We start from the raw sequence: 15596 nt of genomic DNA on the forward strand, positions 1-15596 counted from the left end.
TTTTAACATAGAGTCAAAGGGAAGCATGATTCTCTGAACATCTTTTTATATCTTACAGCGACAAACAAAACAGGGAGGGTTTATATATGCAGCAAGAACAGCAGCAAGGCGGCATGAAAGTGAAAGTGCAGCGCTTCGGCAGTTATTTGAGCGGAATGATCATGCCGAATATCGGCGCGTTTATCGCGTGGGGCATCATTACCGCGCTGTTTATTCCGGCTGGATGGTTTCCGAATGAACAGCTGAATACACTTGTCAGCCCGATGATCACGTATTTACTGCCGCTTTTGATAGCGTATACAGGCGGAAAAATGATTTACGACCATCGCGGCGGAGTCGTCGGGGCAACAGCGGCAATCGGGGTGATTGTCGGGTCGGATATTCCAATGTTTTTAGGTGCAATGATCATGGGGCCGCTTGGCGGATACCTCATTAAACAGACTGATAAATTGTTCAAGGATAAAGTCAAACAAGGCTTTGAAATGCTGATCAACAACTTTACGGCAGGGATTGTCGGCGCGGCTTTAACGATTCTCGCGTTTTACGCCATCGGTCCGGTTGTCCTGACGTTAAACAAGTTGCTGGCAGCCGGTGTGGAAGTCATTGTACACGCTAATTTACTGCCTGTAGCCAGCGTTTTTGTGGAACCAGCGAAAGTGTTGTTCCTAAACAACGCCATTAACCATGGAATCTTAAGCCCGATCGGAATCGAGCAAGCAGCCCAAACGGGAAAATCGATTCTGTTCTTAGTAGAAGCAAACCCTGGACCGGGGCTCGGCATTTTGCTGGCGTACATGTTCTTTGGCAAAGGTTCTTCAAAGTCAACGGCTCCCGGCGCGGCGATTATTCATTTCTTCGGCGGGATTCATGAGATTTACTTCCCGTACATTTTGATGAAACCGGCCTTGATTCTGGCGGCCATTGCCGGCGGAGCAAGCGGACTCTTAACGTTCACGATCTTTAATGCCGGACTTGTCGCAGCATCGTCACCGGGAAGCATTATCGCATTGATGGCGATGACGCCAAGAGGAGGTTACTTCGGCGTATTGGCGGGTGTATTGGTCGCTGCAGTTGTTTCGTTCATCGTATCAGCAGTGATCCTGAAATCTTCAAAAGCAAGCGAAGAAGACCTCGCTGCAGCAACAGAAAAAATGCAGTCCATGAAGGGGAAGAAAAGCCAAGCAGCCGCTGCTTTAGAAGCGGAACAAGCAAAAGCTGAGGAAGCGTCTGAGCTGTCTCCTGAAAGCGTAAACAAAATTATCTTTGCGTGTGATGCGGGAATGGGATCAAGCGCCATGGGAGCATCCATCTTAAGAAATAAAGTGAAAAAAGCGGAGCTTGATATCAGCGTGACCAACACGGCCATTAACAATCTGCCAAGCGATGCGGATATTGTCATCACCCATAAAGATTTAACAGATCGCGCGAAAGCGAAGCTGCCGAACGCGACGCACATATCAGTGGATAACTTCTTAAACAGCCCGAAATACGACGAGCTTATTGAAAAGCTTAAAAAGTAACCTCATAGAAAGAGAGTGATATTCATGCAAGTACTCGCAAAGGAAAATATTAAACTCAATCAAACGGTATCCTCAAAAGAAGAGGCTATCAAATTAGCAGGCCAAACGCTGATTGACAACGGCTATGTGACAGAAGATTACATTGGCAAAATGTTTGAACGGGAAGAAACGTCTTCTACTTTTATGGGGAATTTCATTGCGATTCCTCACGGCACAGAAGAAGCGAAACGTGAGGTGCTTCACTCTGGAATTTCAATCATACAAATTCCAGACGGTGTGGAGTACGGGGAAGGCAACACGGCAAAAGTGGTATTCGGCATTGCGGGCAAAAATAATGAGCATTTAGATATTTTGTCTAACATCGCCATCATTTGCTCAGAAGAAGAAAATATTGAACGCCTGATCTCTGCTAAAAGCGAAGAAGATTTGATTGCCATTTTCAACGAGGTGAACTGACATGATCGCCTTACATTTCGGTGCGGGAAATATCGGGAGGGGGTTTATCGGCGCGCTGCTTCACCACTCCGGCTATGATGTGGTGTTTGCGGATGTGAACGATACGATGGTCAGCCTCCTTAATGAAAAACGGGAATACACGGTGGAGCTCGCTGAAGAAGGTCATTCATCAGAGGTGATCGGCCCGGTCAGTGCCATTAACAGCGGCAGCCAGCAAGAGGAGCTGTATCGGCTGATCAATGAGGCGGCGCTCATCACAACGGCGGTCGGCCCGAACGTGTTAAAGCTGATTGCACCAGCTATAGCAGAAGGTTTAAGACGAAGAAAGGCTGCAAACACACTAAATATCATTGCCTGCGAAAATATGATCGGCGGCAGCAGCTTTTTGAAGAAAGAGATATACAGCCACTTAACGGAAGTAGAGAGGGAATCCGTCAGTGAAACGGTCGGTTTTCCGAATTCCGCAGTTGACCGGATCGTGCCGATTCAGCATCATGAAGATCCGCTCAAAGTATCGGTGGAACCGTTTTTTGAATGGGTTATTGATGAATCAGGCTTTAAAGGGAAAACGCCGGCCATTAACGGAGCGCTGTTTGTTGATGATTTAACGCCGTACATCGAACGTAAGCTGTTTACGGTCAATACCGGACACGCGGTGACAGCGTATGTCGGCTATCAGCGCGGACTGAAAACGGTCAAAGAAGCAATCGACCATCCGGAAATCCGCCGTGTCGTTTATTCGGCGCTGCTTGAAACCGGTGACTATCTCGTTAAAACGTATGGCTTTAAGCAAGCCGAACACGAACAATATATCAAAAAAATCATCGGACGCTTTGAAAATCCATTCATTACGGACGATGTGACCCGTGTGGCGAGATCACCTCTCAGAAAGTTGGGAGAGAATGATAGACTCGTAGGCCCGGCAAAGAAAATAAAAGAGCCGAATGCACTGGCGGAAGGGATTGCCGCAGCACTGCGCTTTGACTTTGCCGGTGACCATGAAGCTGTTGAACTGCAAGCGCTGATCGAAGAAAAAGGGTACAGCGGCGTGCTTCAAGAGGTGTGCGGCATTCAGTCTCATGAACCGCTGCATGCCATCGTTTTAAAGAAACTCAACCAATAACCGACCCGTGACAGCATGTCACGGGATTTTTTTACCATCTCGCAATCTAGTATAATAGAAAACGCTTACGATAACAGGGGGAGGAGAATGACGATGAAACAATTCGAGATTGCGGCAATACCGGGAGACGGAGTAGGAAAAGAGGTTGTGGCGGCTGCTGAGAAAGTGCTTCATACAGCTGCTGAGGCGCACGGAGGTTTGTCATTCTCATTTACGTCTTTTCCATGGAGCTGTGATTATTACATGGAACATGGTGAAATGATGCCTGAAGACGGAATACATACGCTTACTCAATTTGAAGCGGTTTTCCTGGGAGCAGTCGGAAATCCGAAGCTGGTTCCCGATCATATTTCGTTATGGGGGCTGCTGCTGAAGATCCGGAGAGAGCTTGAGCTTTCCATTAATATGAGACCAGCCAAACAGATGGCGGGCATTACGTCGCCGCTTCTGCATCCAAATGATTTTGACCTCGTGGTGATTCGCGAAAACAGTGAAGGTGAGTACAGTGAAGTCGGCGGACGCATTCACAGGGGTGACGATGAAATCGCCATCCAGAATGCCGTGTTTACGAGAAAAGCGACAGAGCGTGTCATGCGTTTTGCCTTCGAATTGGCGAAAAAACGGCGCGGGCATGTGACAAGTGCGACAAAGTCTAATGGCATTTATCACGCGATGCCGTTTTGGGATGAAGTCTTTCAGCAGACTGCCGCTGATTACAGCGGGATTGAAACGTCATCCCAGCATATTGATGCGTTGGCCGCTTTTTTTGTGACGCGTCCGGAAACGTTTGATGTCATTGTGGCAAGCAACCTGTTTGGTGATATTTTAACCGACATCAGCTCGAGCCTGATGGGAAGCATCGGCATTGCGCCGTCTGCGAACATTAACCCGTCCGGCAAATACCCGTCCATGTTCGAGCCGGTTCATGGCTCAGCTCCTGACATTGCCGGACGAGGCCTTGCCAATCCAATCGGGCAGATTTGGACAGCGAAGCTGATGCTTGACCATTTCGGAGAGGAAGAACTGGGAGCGAAAATCCTCGATGTGATGGAACAGGTAACAGCTGATGGCATCAAAACACGCGACATTGGCGGACAAAGCACAACAGCTGAGGTCACTGACGAAATCTGTGCGCGTTTAAGAAAACAATCATAAAACAGGGCGGGGCAGTTTTGCTGCCTCGTTTTTTATGATGGAAAGCGTCTTGAAGAAGACTGCCCTGTCAAAATAAACCGAATCAGGATTGGCAAAGCCGTGAAGAGCATCAAATTGATAAATCTCCAAATCGGGATGCTGTTTTTCCTGCAGTTTTTTGATGAGAAGCGCAACATCAAACGACGGCTCATATGAAGGGAAAAACAATAGAACCGGGCAGACTGGCACGTGATCAAGGGAATCGCGTATCCGGGAACCGTAATAACAAACAGCTCCGCTCACCTCAGGCATACTGCTGCATTTCCATGCGATCGTTGCGCCCGCGCTGAATCCGATCACAAAGATGCGCCGTCCCGCGTGTTGCCTAATCAAGCTCTGGATGATGGTTTCTCCCGTTTTCAGCCGTTCAAGTTTTGTAAACTGTTCGTATGCGGTTTTTTCCTGTTGCAGTCTGTAGACTTCACCATCCCCGAGCAGGTTAGGTGTCACCACCTCATATCCAGCCGTTTTGATCAGCCGGGCGATTTTTTTCATATGGCTGTTTACACCGTATATTTCGTGTGCGAGAATGACGAGCGGTTTTTGGGACATAATGGTCTCCTTTTGCGTTTTTTCCATTATATCCTATCGTTCAGATTGAGGCTGATATATAATGGTCAAAAAAGGAGAAATAGAATGAACTCATTATCTTTGCCTCACCGCTATCCGTTTTTATTTATTGATGGCGTGACGGAAACCGAGCCCGGCAAACATGCAGCCGCTTATAAGCTGGTCAGTGAAAACGACTGGTTTATCACTGACACGCAAACAGAAATGCCGTTTTCACTTGTGATTGAAGCACTTGCGCAAACCGCGGCTTTTACAGGGATTACAGATGAGAACAGCTTGGGCTTATTGTCATCCGTGAAGAAAGCGGAAAAGCTGGGCGCGGCCATACCTGGTGACCGGCTTGATCTTACGTTTGAAGTCACGCGCAATCGGCGCGGGTTTGTGTTTGGACATGCCAAGGCGTCAGTCGGCGGGCAGCCTGTTGCTGAAGCTGAAATCGGCATCTATATTGAAAAATGAAAAAACCCCTTCACAACGATTTGTGAGGGGTTCTATTATTTCGTATCGTAATCCCGTTCGCTTTGTGAGTGATCTCTTTGCTGGCGTTTGTGTTTTTCATCATTCATGTTTTCCTTCAGCTCTTCATTCGGAATCGGATCGGTTAAGTCATTGTGTTCGGGGTTTTCATTTGGTTTGTTTTTCTGTTTTCTTTCTGTCATGTTTGATCACCTCACCGTTTGTTTTCCTCTTATCAGTGCACCTCAAACATGCGAAATCGCATTTTTGTTCCGCTGGGTATAATGTATTAGAATAGAAAGAAGCACAATTAAAAGATAAAGAGAGGTACATATATGTCTATTCAAAGAGAAGATGTGGATATCAGGCTGATCGCTATTGATATGGATGGAACGCTGCTGAATGACGAGCAGCTGATTTCGGATGAAAACCGTAAAGCCATTCGTGAAGCAGAGGATAAAGGCGTGTATGTGGTGATCAGCACAGGCCGGACGCTGATGACGTGCCGGGAGCTGGCGGAATCGCTGAAGCTGTCTTCCTTTTTAATTACGGCAAACGGCAGCGAAATCTGGGACTCGAATTTTAATTTGGTGGAACGAAAGCTGCTCCATACGGATCATATTCAAATGATGTGGGATTTGCGGAATAAGCACAACACCAATTTCTGGGCTTCTACAGTAAATAAAGTATGGAGAGGCGAGTTTCCGGAAAACATTACGGATCATGAATGGCTCAAATTCGGCTTTGACATTGAGGATGACGACATCCGAAACGAAGTGCTGGAGGAGCTGAGAAAAAACAAAGAGCTCGAAATCACAAATTCAAGCCCGACAAACATCGAGGTCAACGCGCTCGGCATCAACAAAGCCGCAGCCCTTGCGAAGGTTTCTGAAAAACTCGGCTTTACGATGGAGAATGTGATGGCAATGGGCGACAGCCTTAATGACATCGCGATGATCAAAGAATCGGGTCTGGGCGTCGCAATGGGCAATGCGCAAGACATCGTGAAAGAAACGGCTGATTGGGTTACGGAGACAAATATTGAGGATGGTGTCGCTAAAGCGATTCGCCATTGGGTACTATAAAAAAAGGGAGTCCTAAGATGGACTCTCTTTTTTAGTTTGGCAGGTTTTCTTCTGGGACCATGGTAGGTTTTCTAACAAAAGTATTTCACAAACTTATATGATTGAATTATAATGAAACAAAGTTCAAAAATTCGGAATAGTCATTCCGAATTGCGGAACAATAAATACATAAAGCAAATCGTTTGCTTTGGCAGGAGGGATTCTGTGTTTCAAGTTGATTTGAACTGTGATTTAGGAGAAAGCTTCGGAGCCTACACGATAGGCCTTGACCAAGATATTTTAGAGTATGTCACATCTGCGAACATCGCATGCGGATTTCATGCAGGAGATCCCGGTGTCATGAGGAAAACCGTAGCGCTTGCGGCAGAAAAAGGCGTAAAAATCGGTGCCCATCCGGGTTTGCCGGATTTACTCGGCTTCGGTCGCCGCAATATGGCAATCTCCCCTGATGAAGCGTATGACCTTGTTGTTTATCAGATTGGCGCGCTCTCTGGTTTTCTAAAAGCAGAAGGCCTTCACATGCAGCACGTCAAACCGCATGGTGCTTTGTACAATATGGCGGCAGTCGATCAAAAGCTGTCGGACGCCATTGCGAAAGCTGTCTACAAGGTTGATCCCGGTCTGATTCTTTTCGGTCTTGCTGAGAGCGAGCTCGTAAAAGCGGGGCAACGGATCGGACTGCAAACAGCGAGTGAAGTGTTCGCCGACAGAACGTATCAAGCGGACGGCACGCTCACGCCGCGCTCCCAGCCGGACGCACTTATTGAAAGCGATGATGCCGCTGTCAGCCAGGTGATCAAAATGGTGAAAGAAGGGGCGGTCAAGTCTCAGCAAGGACATGATGTATCCTTAAAAGCAGATACGGTTTGCATTCACGGAGACGGGGCCCACGCGCTGACATTTGCGCAAAAAATCAGAAAAGAGCTAAAAGCGGCAGGAATTGATGTAACCGCTATTTCAGCACAGAAGTAAAACATAAAGGAGGAGCAATAGATGGAGCAGCAGAAAAAAGCAGCGGGGAAAAAAGCAGGCAGCTGGTCGTTGCTGATGGGTGCCGCCTTTTTAATGGCGACATCAGCGATCGGCCCTGGTTTCCTGACACAGACCGCTACATTCACAAACACACTCGCGGCAAGCTTTGGTTTTGTTATTTTAATTTCTATTATTTTAGATATTTTTGCCCAAACCAATGTATGGCGCATCATCGCGGTTTCTGGAAAACGCGGTCAGGAAATTGCGAATATGGTGCTTCCCGGACTGGGGTATTTCATCGCCATTCTCGTCGTGCTTGGCGGACTGGCTTTTAATATCGGGAATATCGGAGGTGCCGGACTGGGGCTTCAGGTGTTGTTCGGCATTACACCAGAAACAGGCGCCTTAATCAGCGCCGTGATTGCCATTTTGATTTTTGTTATCAAGGAAGCAGGAAAAGCGATGGACCGCTTTACGCAAATTGCGGGCTTTGTCATGATTATTTTAACGGTCTACGTTGCGGCGACAACAGCTCCGCCGGTTGGACAGGCTGTTACACATACATTCGTCCCGGAACATATCAGCATATTTGCTATTGTCACACTGGTGGGCGGAACCGTCGGCGGATATATCACATTTGCCGGGGGACACCGTTTGCTCGATGCAGGAATTAAAGGGAAGGAATCAATCCCGCAGGTGACAAAAAGCTCGGTTGTCGGCATTTTAATTACATCTGTTATGCGTATCGCTCTTTTCCTTGCGGTGCTTGGCGTTGTGTCAAAAGGCCTGCACATCGATGAAAGCAACCCTGCGGCCTCTGTCTTCAAGCTGGCTGCTGGAAATGTCGGTTATAAAATTTTCGGATTGATCATGTGGTCTGCGGCGATTACATCTGTTATCGGGGCAGCCTATACATCTGTTTCGTTTTTCAAAACCTTTTCTCCAAAAATCGAAAAGAATTCGCGCGGCATTATTATCGGATTTATCGTGATTTCTACGTTAGCTTTTGTCACAATCGGACAGCCTGCGAAAATCCTCGTGCTTGTCGGATCTCTGAACGGCTTGATTTTGCCGATTGCACTCGGAACGCTGCTTATTGCCGCATATAAGAAAAACATTATCGGTGATTATAAGCATCCGCTTTGGCTGACTGTTTCAGGTGCACTTGTTGTTATCGTAATGGCTGTTATGGGAGTCTACACGTTATTTACACAACTTCCTCAATTGTGGAGCTGATGAAGGTGGATCAATTAAACAAAATGGCGCCGAAGGATGTGCGCGCCCTGATACGAGAGGGAAAAATAAACGGGCCGACCGCAGGCATGTCCGGCGGCTATGCCCAAGCGAACCTTGTGATTTTGAAGAAAGACCTTGCGTTTGATTTTCTGCTGTTTTGCCAGCGAAATCAAAAGCCCTGTCCTGTGCTGGATGTGACAGAAGCAGGTTCGCCTGTGCCGTCACTGGTTGCGCCGGATGCTGATATCAGAACGGACTTTCCGAAATACCGTATTTACAGGCACGGTGTCTTGACGGAAGAAGTATCTGATATCACGCCGTACTGGGAGGAAGACTTTGTCGGCTTTCTGATCGGATGCAGTTTCTCCTTTGAACAGGCGCTGATCAACAATGGAATAGCTGTCCGGCATATTGATGAGGGGACAAACGTCCCGATGTATAAAACGAATATCGATTGTGTTCCGGCGGGGGCGTTTCAAGGACAAATGGTTGTAAGTATGAGACCTGTTCCAGAACGGCAGGCTGTACGCGCCGCTCAGGTGACCTCACGTTTTCCGGCTGTGCACGGAGGGCCGATCCATATCGGCAATCCGGGAGCAATCGGGATTCGCGATTTGGACAAACCGGATTTTGGAGATGCCGTTTCCATTCATGAAGGCGAGGTTCCTGTTTTTTGGGCATGCGGAGTGACCCCGCAAGCCGTGGCTATGAATGTAAAACCTGAAATGGTCATCACACATGCGCCGGGGCATATGCTCATCACAGATATTCGAGACGAGTCACTTGCGGTGCTGTAACCTCTCGTCCTCCTGATGAACGAGAAATAAAAGAGGTGAGAAAGATGACTGTACGATGCCAAATCGAACAGCTCGGTGATTCTGCAATGATGATCCGATTCGGAGAAGAAATAAACGAGCAGGTCAACGGCCTTGTCCATGCCGCGGCCGCTTATATAGAAGAACAGCCATTTCCGGGATTCATTGAATGCATCCCGGCTTTTACAAGTCTGACGGTATTTTATGATATGTATGAAGTGTACAAGCATTTGCCTCAAGGGATAAGCTCACCTTTTGAGAAGGTCAAGCGCGATGTCGAAGAGCGGCTGAAGGAAATAGCCGCAGACTATGAAAACAGCCGCCGTATTGTAGAAATTCCTGTCTGTTATGGCGGTGAATTCGGACCGGATTTAGAAGAGGTGGCGAAGATCAATCAGCTGTCACCGGAGAAAGTCATTGACATTCATACAAGCGGCGAATATGTTGTGTATATGCTTGGCTTTGCTCCAGGTTTTCCTTTCTTAGGTGGGATGTCCAAACGCATTGCCGCTCCAAGAAAATCATCACCAAGACCGTCGATTCCCGCAGGTTCAGTCGGAATTGCGGGATTGCAGACAGGCGTTTATCCGATTTCGACGCCGGGCGGCTGGCAGCTGATCGGCAAAACGCCGCTGGCTCTTTTCCGGCCGCAGGAAAACCCGCCGACATTACTGCGGGCGGGAGACACTGTGAAATTCGTGCGCATCTCAGAAGAAGACTATCACGCCTATAAGGAGGAGTCCAATTGAGCATGAAAGTGTTAAAGCCTGGACTGCTCACAACGGTTCAGGATATAGGCAGAACGGGTTATCAAAAATACGGCGTTCTGGCAAGCGGCGCCATGGACACGGTTTCGCTGCGCATTGCAAATCTGCTGATTGGCAACAGCGAAAATGAAGCCGGTCTTGAAATTACGCTGATGGGGCCCGGACCGTCATTTTATTTTTCAAAAACGACGCTGATTGCAGTGACAGGGGCGGACTTCACCCTGCGTATTAACGACGAGGAAGCGCCTTTATGGAAGCCTGTGCTCGTCAAGGAAAACAGCACAGTCAGTTTTGGCCCCTGCAAACTTGGCAGCCGTGCTTATTTAGCGGCAGCCGGCGGCTTCGATGTGCCTGCCGTCATGGAAAGCAAAAGCACGTACGTCAGAGCAGGGATCGGCGGACATCATGGCAGAGCGCTTCAAAAGGAAGATGAACTGTCCATTAGAGAGATGTCACCCCTTTCGCAAACCATCCTTTCCCGATTAAGCCCTCAGCTTGGAAAGCAAGGATTTGCAGTACCGAAATGGTCCGTCAGCCGCGGCAGGTTTCTGCCATTGAAAAAGAATCCCGTCATTCGGGTGCTGGAAGGAAAACAATTCGGCTTTTTCACAGAAGAATCAAAAACACGTTTTTATGAAGAAACGTTTCGTGTCACGCCGCAATCCGACCGTATGGGCTACAGGCTCAAAGGAGAACCGCTCGAACTGAAGGCGCCGCTTGAGATGGTGTCGGAAGCGGTTTCCTTTGGAACGGTTCAGGTGCCGCCTGATGGCAACCCGATTATTCTGCTTGCAGACCGGCAAACGACCGGCGGCTATCCGAGGATCGCGCACATTATATCCGCTGACCTTCCGATTGTCTCGCAAATCATGCCGGGCGAGCAAGTCCAGTTTGAGCCTGTATCCCTTCAGGAAGCGGAAGCACTTGCGATTGAACGGGAACAGCATATAAAAGAACTGAAAACGAGAATGAAGATGGAATGGCTGACATAACAAAGGGGATGAATGATGCAGAATAAAAACAAAACCGTAGTCAAATCTATGGCTCTGCTTAATTTGTTTTTGCATGAACCAAGCCTTACCTTAAGTGAACTGGTGTCGCTGTCAGGAATGCCGAAAACCTCTGTTCACCGTATGGTCAGCTCTTTAGAGGAAATGGGATTCCTCAATCGGGATTCGTCAGGCGCTTATTCGCTGGGACTGGTGTTTTTGGAATTCGGCCAGCTCGTCGCTGACAGGCTAGATATCAGAAAAATAGCGAAACCGGTGATGGAAGAGCTGTGCAGTGAAGTGGATGAGGCCGTGCAATTGATCATGAGAGACGGCAATGAAGCGATATACGTTGAGAAAATAGAAGGGACGCAGACTGTGCGGCTGTACACGGCGATCGGCAGGCGTTCTCCTCTGTATGCGGGAGCGTGCGCCAGAAGCATTTTGTCCTTTCTTCCCCGTGAAGAAATCGAAACATACATCAAACAAACGGAACTCATTTCAATTGGGTCCGGGACGATTACTGATCCCGAAAAACTGCTGCAGGAGATTGATGCCTCTATGAAAAATGGCTATACCGTCAGCTATTCAGAGCTCGAAAACTATACAGCGGCTATCGGTGCCCCGATTTTTAACCATAAGCGGCAAGTCGCAGCCGGCATCAGCATTGCAGGCTTTGAAGCAAGGTTTACCGAAGACAGGCTGCCTTATTTAACGGAAAAGGTGAAGGACGCCGCTTTGCAGATTTCCAGAAAAATAGGGTATTCATAAGTAGCCGATCTTTTCTCTACTGCGTACATTAACGTATCGACGTTCAGGAGTGGAGGAAAGAACATGGTGCTTCAATATACAGCTCTGGGGGATTCTTTGACGACGGGGAAAGGCTCCGGGCTGTTTTCTCCCGGCTTCGTCCAGCGTTTCGGAGACATGATGGAAGCCGACTTGCAAACAAAAACGGCAATATCCATCTTTGCCAAATCAGGTTTAAATACAGAAGAAATTCTGGGGCTTCTGTCATATCCCTTTGTGCAAAAGTGCATTAAGGGCGCAGACATGATAACAATCACAGGGTGCGGAAATGATCTGATCGATTCAGTCTTAGCCTACCAAACGTCTAAGGATGAAACGATTTTCAGCCATGCATCTGCCCATTGCCATGAGAATTTTGAAAAGATGATTGCCAAAATCGCCGAAATCAAAGGAGAAAATCCGTCCCCGTACGCGATCCGTGTATTCAACTTATATAATCCGTTTCCCGGAATTGAAATTGCTGGCAAATGGATCACATCTTTTAATTCACATTTAGAAACACTTGCATCAGCACCCCATGTCAAAATCGCGGATGCCTACAGCATCTTCAAAGGAAAAGAGCAGGAATATCTGTCCTTTGACGGTGTCCATCCGAACAGCAAAGGCTATCAAGCGATGGCTGAAGCCGTTCGCAAGTTAGGCTATAAAGAATTGTCAGTTTCATAAAAAACGCGCCTCATGAAGGGCGCGTTTTTTATGTGTGATTGAAATATTAAAAGAAACTTAAAATTCTCTGTCTTCTGTTCTACAGACAAACAAAGTGCGCTAGAATAATGGAGGACGTAGGCAAATATAGCCATAACGTTCAATATTTCGTATATAAGGAAGGATGGTCCTTTTGTTTCGCATTTTTAAAATGTCTTTTGCGGTTATCATTATTATACTGGCGCTTATTGCTTTTAACTATACGGAACATACCTCTGTTATTCAATCGGTCATGCTCGTCTTTCTTGGCGCAGTCATGTTTATGCAGGGGCTTGAAGAGCGCAAAAAAGAAAACGACGGCTCAGGCGCTTTTAATATTTATACCGCCGTTTTCGTATGGTCTGTCTCTCTCATCGGTTTTACACTTCATATTATATAAATCTATTACACATCCTGAAAATGCTCGACCGTCGGGAACGGGGTATAGAACCGATGAAGCAAGGCTTTCCACTCCTGATATTCTGAAGAACCGCGAAAGCCTTCCGTATGGTCCTCAAGTGTTTCCCACTCCACAAGCAGCAAATATTTATGCGTTTCTTCCATGCATTTTGATAACGAGTGCGTGATATAGCCCTTCATGCCGGAAATGATCGGCGCCGCTTGCCGGAACGCCTCCTCAAACTCTTGTTCAAGCCCTTCTTTAATGTGAAGTATTGCTGCTTCTCTGATCAAGTCATCCCTTCTTTCCGTCTTTTCAAATAGTCTACAGCAAACGACAGGAGATTTCTGCAAAATCGGTGAACCTTTTCCTTCATTTTCAAAAAAATCTTGCACGCACCAATTCATTTAAGAGAAAATAACAAATGGAAGGCAGGGGAAAGTCATGTTAAAAAAGTTTATTCTACTAGTATTTCTATGCGTCGGATTGATTGGTTTAATCGGATGCTCCAAGACAGATTCACCAGAGGATCGCATGGAAGCATTCGTGAAACAATGGAACGATCAGCAATTCGATGACATGTATCAAAGCCTGACCAAAGATGTTAAAAAAGAAATCTCCAAAAAAGATTTCGTCAACAGGTATAAAACCATCTATGAGCAGGCAGGCGTAAAAAATCTGAAAGTCACTGCGGGAGAAGTGGATGAGGACGATAAAGACAACGAGACAATGAAGCACATCCCATATAAAGTCAGCATGGATACAAATGCGGGCAAGGTCAAAAATACCGCTGTGCTGAAAAAACAAAAAACAGATGATGGGGAGTCATGGAATATAGATTGGGATCCGTCGTTTATTTTCAAGCAGCTGGCTGATGACAAAACAGTGCAAATCGCCAGCATTGAACCGAAACGCGGCCAAATCTACGATAAAAACAGGAAAGGCTTAGCCATCAATACAGATGTTCCTCAAATCGGAATTGTTCCCGGAGAGCTTGGCGATAAAAAAGAAAAAGTCATAAAAGAGCTCGCGAAAAAACTTGATTTGACTGAAGATGACATCAAGAAAAATCTGGATCAAAGCTGGGTGAAAGACGATTCGTTTGTGCCGCTCAAAAAAGTCAAGCCGGACCAGAAAAAATTAGTGTCTGAGGCGACGTCATTACAAGGCGTGACAAGAACGAATGTCAGCTCCCGCTATTATCCGTATGGCGAAAAGACAGCCCATTTAACAGGCTATGTCCGCGCTATTACTGCAGAAGAATTGAAGAAAAAGAAAGACGGAACGTACAGTGATACGTCTAACATCGGCATCGCCGGACTTGAAAATGTGTATGAGGACAAACTAAGAGGCACAACCGGATGGAAAATCTACGTGCCGCAAACCGGAGAAGTCATCGCTGAAAAGAAAGCGAAGGACGGCGAGGATCTTCACCTCACAATTGATATCAACACGCAAACGAAGCTGTATGATGAATTGAAGGATGACAGCGGCACGGCAGTTGCGCTGCAGCCGAAGACAGGCGAAACACTCGCTCTTGTCAGCGCGCCTTCTTACGATCCAAACGGATTTATTTTCGGCTGGAGTGATAAGGAATGGAAAAAACTAAACGAAGATAAAAACAATCCGTTTTCAGCGAAATTCAATAAAACATACGCACCGGGTTCTACGATTAAACCGATTGCAGCTGCCATCGGAATCAAAAATGGCACCCTTAAAGCAGATGAGAAGAAAACAATCAAAGGAAAAGAGTGGCAAAAGGATTCAAGCTGGGGCGGTTATTCAGTGACACGTGTGTCTGAGAGACTTCAGCAAGTCGATCTGGAAAATGCCCTCATTACATCAGACAATATTTATTTTGCACAGAACGCGCTTGATATGGGGGCAGACAACTTTACAAAAGGGTTGAACACGTTTGGCTTCTCAGAGGGCATTCCATATGAATTCCCGACCCAGAAGTCGTCTATTGCAAATGACAAGCTCGATTCAGACATTTTGCTTGCGGATACAGGGTACGGACAAGGGCAAATGCAAATGTCTCCGCTTCACTTGGCGGCTTCTTACACACCATTTGTTGACAACGGGGATCTTGTCAAACCGACATTGATCAAAAAAGACTCACAAACAGCTGATGTCTGGCACAAGCAAGTGGTCACGAAGGAAGGAGCGGCAGACATTACTAAAGGTCTGAAAGGCGTTGTGGAAGACGAGCGCGGATCAGCGTATCAGCCTGTCGTGAAAGGAATCACTGTTGCCGGAAAAACAGGAACAGCTGAGCTGAAAACATCAAAAGATGATAAAGACGGCGCAGAAAATGGCTGGTTCGTCGGCTACGATTACAAAAACAAAGACCTGCTTGTCGCCATGATGATTCAAAATGTGCAGGACCGCGGCGGCAGCCACTATGTTGTGGAGAAAGCGAAGAAGCTATTTCAATCGAATTAAAATGCCTTTTTGACGGGAGCGAAAGGAAAAAGGGGATCTGAGGCCGAATGAACTAGTAAGGGGCAAGACCCGGT

The 15596-nt window shown here is 47.1% G+C and carries 18 protein-coding genes; 15 read left to right on the forward strand and 3 right to left on the reverse strand.

Features of this window, described 5'->3' with window-relative positions:
• The first annotated feature begins 86 nt into the window (after nucleotides 1-86).
• The 4 genes from BSI_RS05990 to BSI_RS05975 all read left to right on the forward strand — a co-directional run bounded on the left by BSI_RS05990 (nucleotide 87) and on the right by BSI_RS05975 (nucleotide 4254).
• Nucleotides 87-1520 carry a PTS mannitol transporter subunit IIBC gene (locus BSI_RS05990; protein ID WP_003240228.1) on the forward strand — a complete coding sequence of 478 codons (1434 nt, stop codon included), beginning with the start codon at nucleotides 87-89 and terminating at the stop codon, nucleotides 1518-1520.
• A 24-nt stretch (nucleotides 1521-1544) separates the two neighbouring features.
• A complete protein-coding gene (locus BSI_RS05985; RefSeq protein ID WP_003240230.1) occupies nucleotides 1545-1976 on the forward strand; it encodes a PTS mannitol transporter subunit IIA in 432 nt (143 codons plus the stop codon).
• 1 nt (nucleotide 1977) lies between these two features.
• Nucleotides 1978-3099 carry a mannitol-1-phosphate 5-dehydrogenase gene (locus BSI_RS05980; protein WP_003240232.1) on the forward strand — a complete coding sequence of 374 codons (1122 nt, stop codon included), beginning with the start codon at nucleotides 1978-1980 and terminating at the stop codon, nucleotides 3097-3099.
• An 87-nt stretch (nucleotides 3100-3186) separates the two neighbouring features.
• Complete coding sequence (locus BSI_RS05975) at nucleotides 3187-4254, forward strand: tartrate dehydrogenase (protein WP_080030876.1); 1068 nt, start codon at nucleotides 3187-3189, stop codon at nucleotides 4252-4254.
• On the opposite strand, the gene BSI_RS05970 is transcribed toward BSI_RS05975, so the two are convergent.
• On the reverse strand, nucleotides 4249-4845 hold the full coding sequence (locus tag BSI_RS05970) for a dienelactone hydrolase family protein (RefSeq protein WP_003240236.1): 597 nt from the start codon (nucleotides 4843-4845) through the stop codon (nucleotides 4249-4251). The two genes, BSI_RS05975 and BSI_RS05970, sit on opposite strands and share 6 nt — an antisense overlap.
• Before the next feature lie 84 nt (nucleotides 4846-4929).
• Between BSI_RS05970 and BSI_RS05965 the strand changes: the two genes are divergently transcribed.
• Entirely contained in the window at nucleotides 4930-5322 is a 393-nt protein-coding gene (locus tag BSI_RS05965) for a 3-hydroxyacyl-ACP dehydratase FabZ family protein (RefSeq protein WP_003240238.1), read from the forward strand.
• A 35-nt stretch (nucleotides 5323-5357) separates the two neighbouring features.
• Here BSI_RS05965 and BSI_RS05960 read toward each other — a convergent pair whose 3' ends face one another.
• Nucleotides 5358-5522 carry a YczO family protein gene (locus BSI_RS05960; RefSeq protein WP_003240240.1) on the reverse strand — a complete coding sequence of 55 codons (165 nt, stop codon included), beginning with the start codon at nucleotides 5520-5522 and terminating at the stop codon, nucleotides 5358-5360.
• Between the two features lie 132 nt (nucleotides 5523-5654).
• Here BSI_RS05960 and BSI_RS05955 point away from each other — a divergent pair, with 132 nt between their 5' ends.
• The 9 genes from BSI_RS05955 (at nucleotide 5655) to BSI_RS05915 (ending at nucleotide 13077) form a co-directional block, all read left to right on the forward strand.
• Nucleotides 5655-6404 (forward strand): Cof-type HAD-IIB family hydrolase, encoded by a 750-nt coding sequence (locus BSI_RS05955; RefSeq protein WP_003240242.1) that lies wholly within the window; start codon nucleotides 5655-5657, stop codon nucleotides 6402-6404.
• Between the two features lie 204 nt (nucleotides 6405-6608).
• Nucleotides 6609-7376 carry a 5-oxoprolinase subunit PpxA gene (gene pxpA, locus BSI_RS05950; protein ID WP_003240244.1) on the forward strand — a complete coding sequence of 256 codons (768 nt, stop codon included), beginning with the start codon at nucleotides 6609-6611 and terminating at the stop codon, nucleotides 7374-7376.
• 21 nt (nucleotides 7377-7397) lie between these two features.
• Nucleotides 7398-8612 (forward strand): NRAMP family divalent metal transporter, encoded by a 1215-nt coding sequence (locus BSI_RS05945; protein ID WP_003240245.1) that lies wholly within the window; start codon nucleotides 7398-7400, stop codon nucleotides 8610-8612.
• A complete protein-coding gene (locus tag BSI_RS05940; RefSeq protein WP_003240247.1) occupies nucleotides 8612-9409 on the forward strand; it encodes a putative hydro-lyase in 798 nt (265 codons plus the stop codon). Before BSI_RS05945 ends, BSI_RS05940 begins: the two co-directional genes overlap by 1 nt.
• A 44-nt stretch (nucleotides 9410-9453) precedes the next feature.
• Nucleotides 9454-10176, forward strand: a complete 723-nt coding sequence (gene pxpB / locus BSI_RS05935) for a 5-oxoprolinase subunit PxpB (RefSeq protein WP_003240249.1) — start codon at nucleotides 9454-9456, stop codon at nucleotides 10174-10176.
• 2 nt (nucleotides 10177-10178) lie between these two features.
• Entirely contained in the window at nucleotides 10179-11186 is a 1008-nt protein-coding gene (gene pxpC, locus BSI_RS05930; RefSeq protein WP_080030883.1) for a 5-oxoprolinase subunit PxpC, read from the forward strand.
• A 15-nt stretch (nucleotides 11187-11201) separates the two neighbouring features.
• A complete protein-coding gene (locus BSI_RS05925; RefSeq protein ID WP_003240252.1) occupies nucleotides 11202-11954 on the forward strand; it encodes an IclR family transcriptional regulator in 753 nt (250 codons plus the stop codon).
• 63 nt (nucleotides 11955-12017) lie between these two features.
• Nucleotides 12018-12659, forward strand: a complete 642-nt coding sequence (gene lipC, locus BSI_RS05920; RefSeq protein ID WP_003240254.1) for a spore germination lipase LipC — start codon at nucleotides 12018-12020, stop codon at nucleotides 12657-12659.
• 172 nt (nucleotides 12660-12831) lie between these two features.
• A complete protein-coding gene (locus BSI_RS05915; RefSeq protein ID WP_003240256.1) occupies nucleotides 12832-13077 on the forward strand; it encodes a YczI family protein in 246 nt (81 codons plus the stop codon).
• Between the two features lie 5 nt (nucleotides 13078-13082).
• Here BSI_RS05915 and BSI_RS0121365 read toward each other — a convergent pair whose 3' ends face one another.
• Nucleotides 13083-13370, reverse strand: a complete 288-nt coding sequence (locus BSI_RS0121365; protein WP_032732243.1) for an antibiotic biosynthesis monooxygenase family protein — start codon at nucleotides 13368-13370, stop codon at nucleotides 13083-13085.
• 151 nt (nucleotides 13371-13521) lie between these two features.
• Between BSI_RS0121365 and pbpC the strand changes: the two genes are divergently transcribed.
• Nucleotides 13522-15522, forward strand: a complete 2001-nt coding sequence (gene pbpC / locus BSI_RS05910; RefSeq protein WP_003240260.1) for a penicillin-binding protein 3 — start codon at nucleotides 13522-13524, stop codon at nucleotides 15520-15522.
• Nucleotides 15523-15596 lie beyond the last annotated feature (74 nt).

It is taken from the genome of Bacillus inaquosorum KCTC 13429, assembly GCF_000332645.1.
GTDB lineage: Bacteria > Bacillota > Bacilli > Bacillales > Bacillaceae > Bacillus > Bacillus inaquosorum.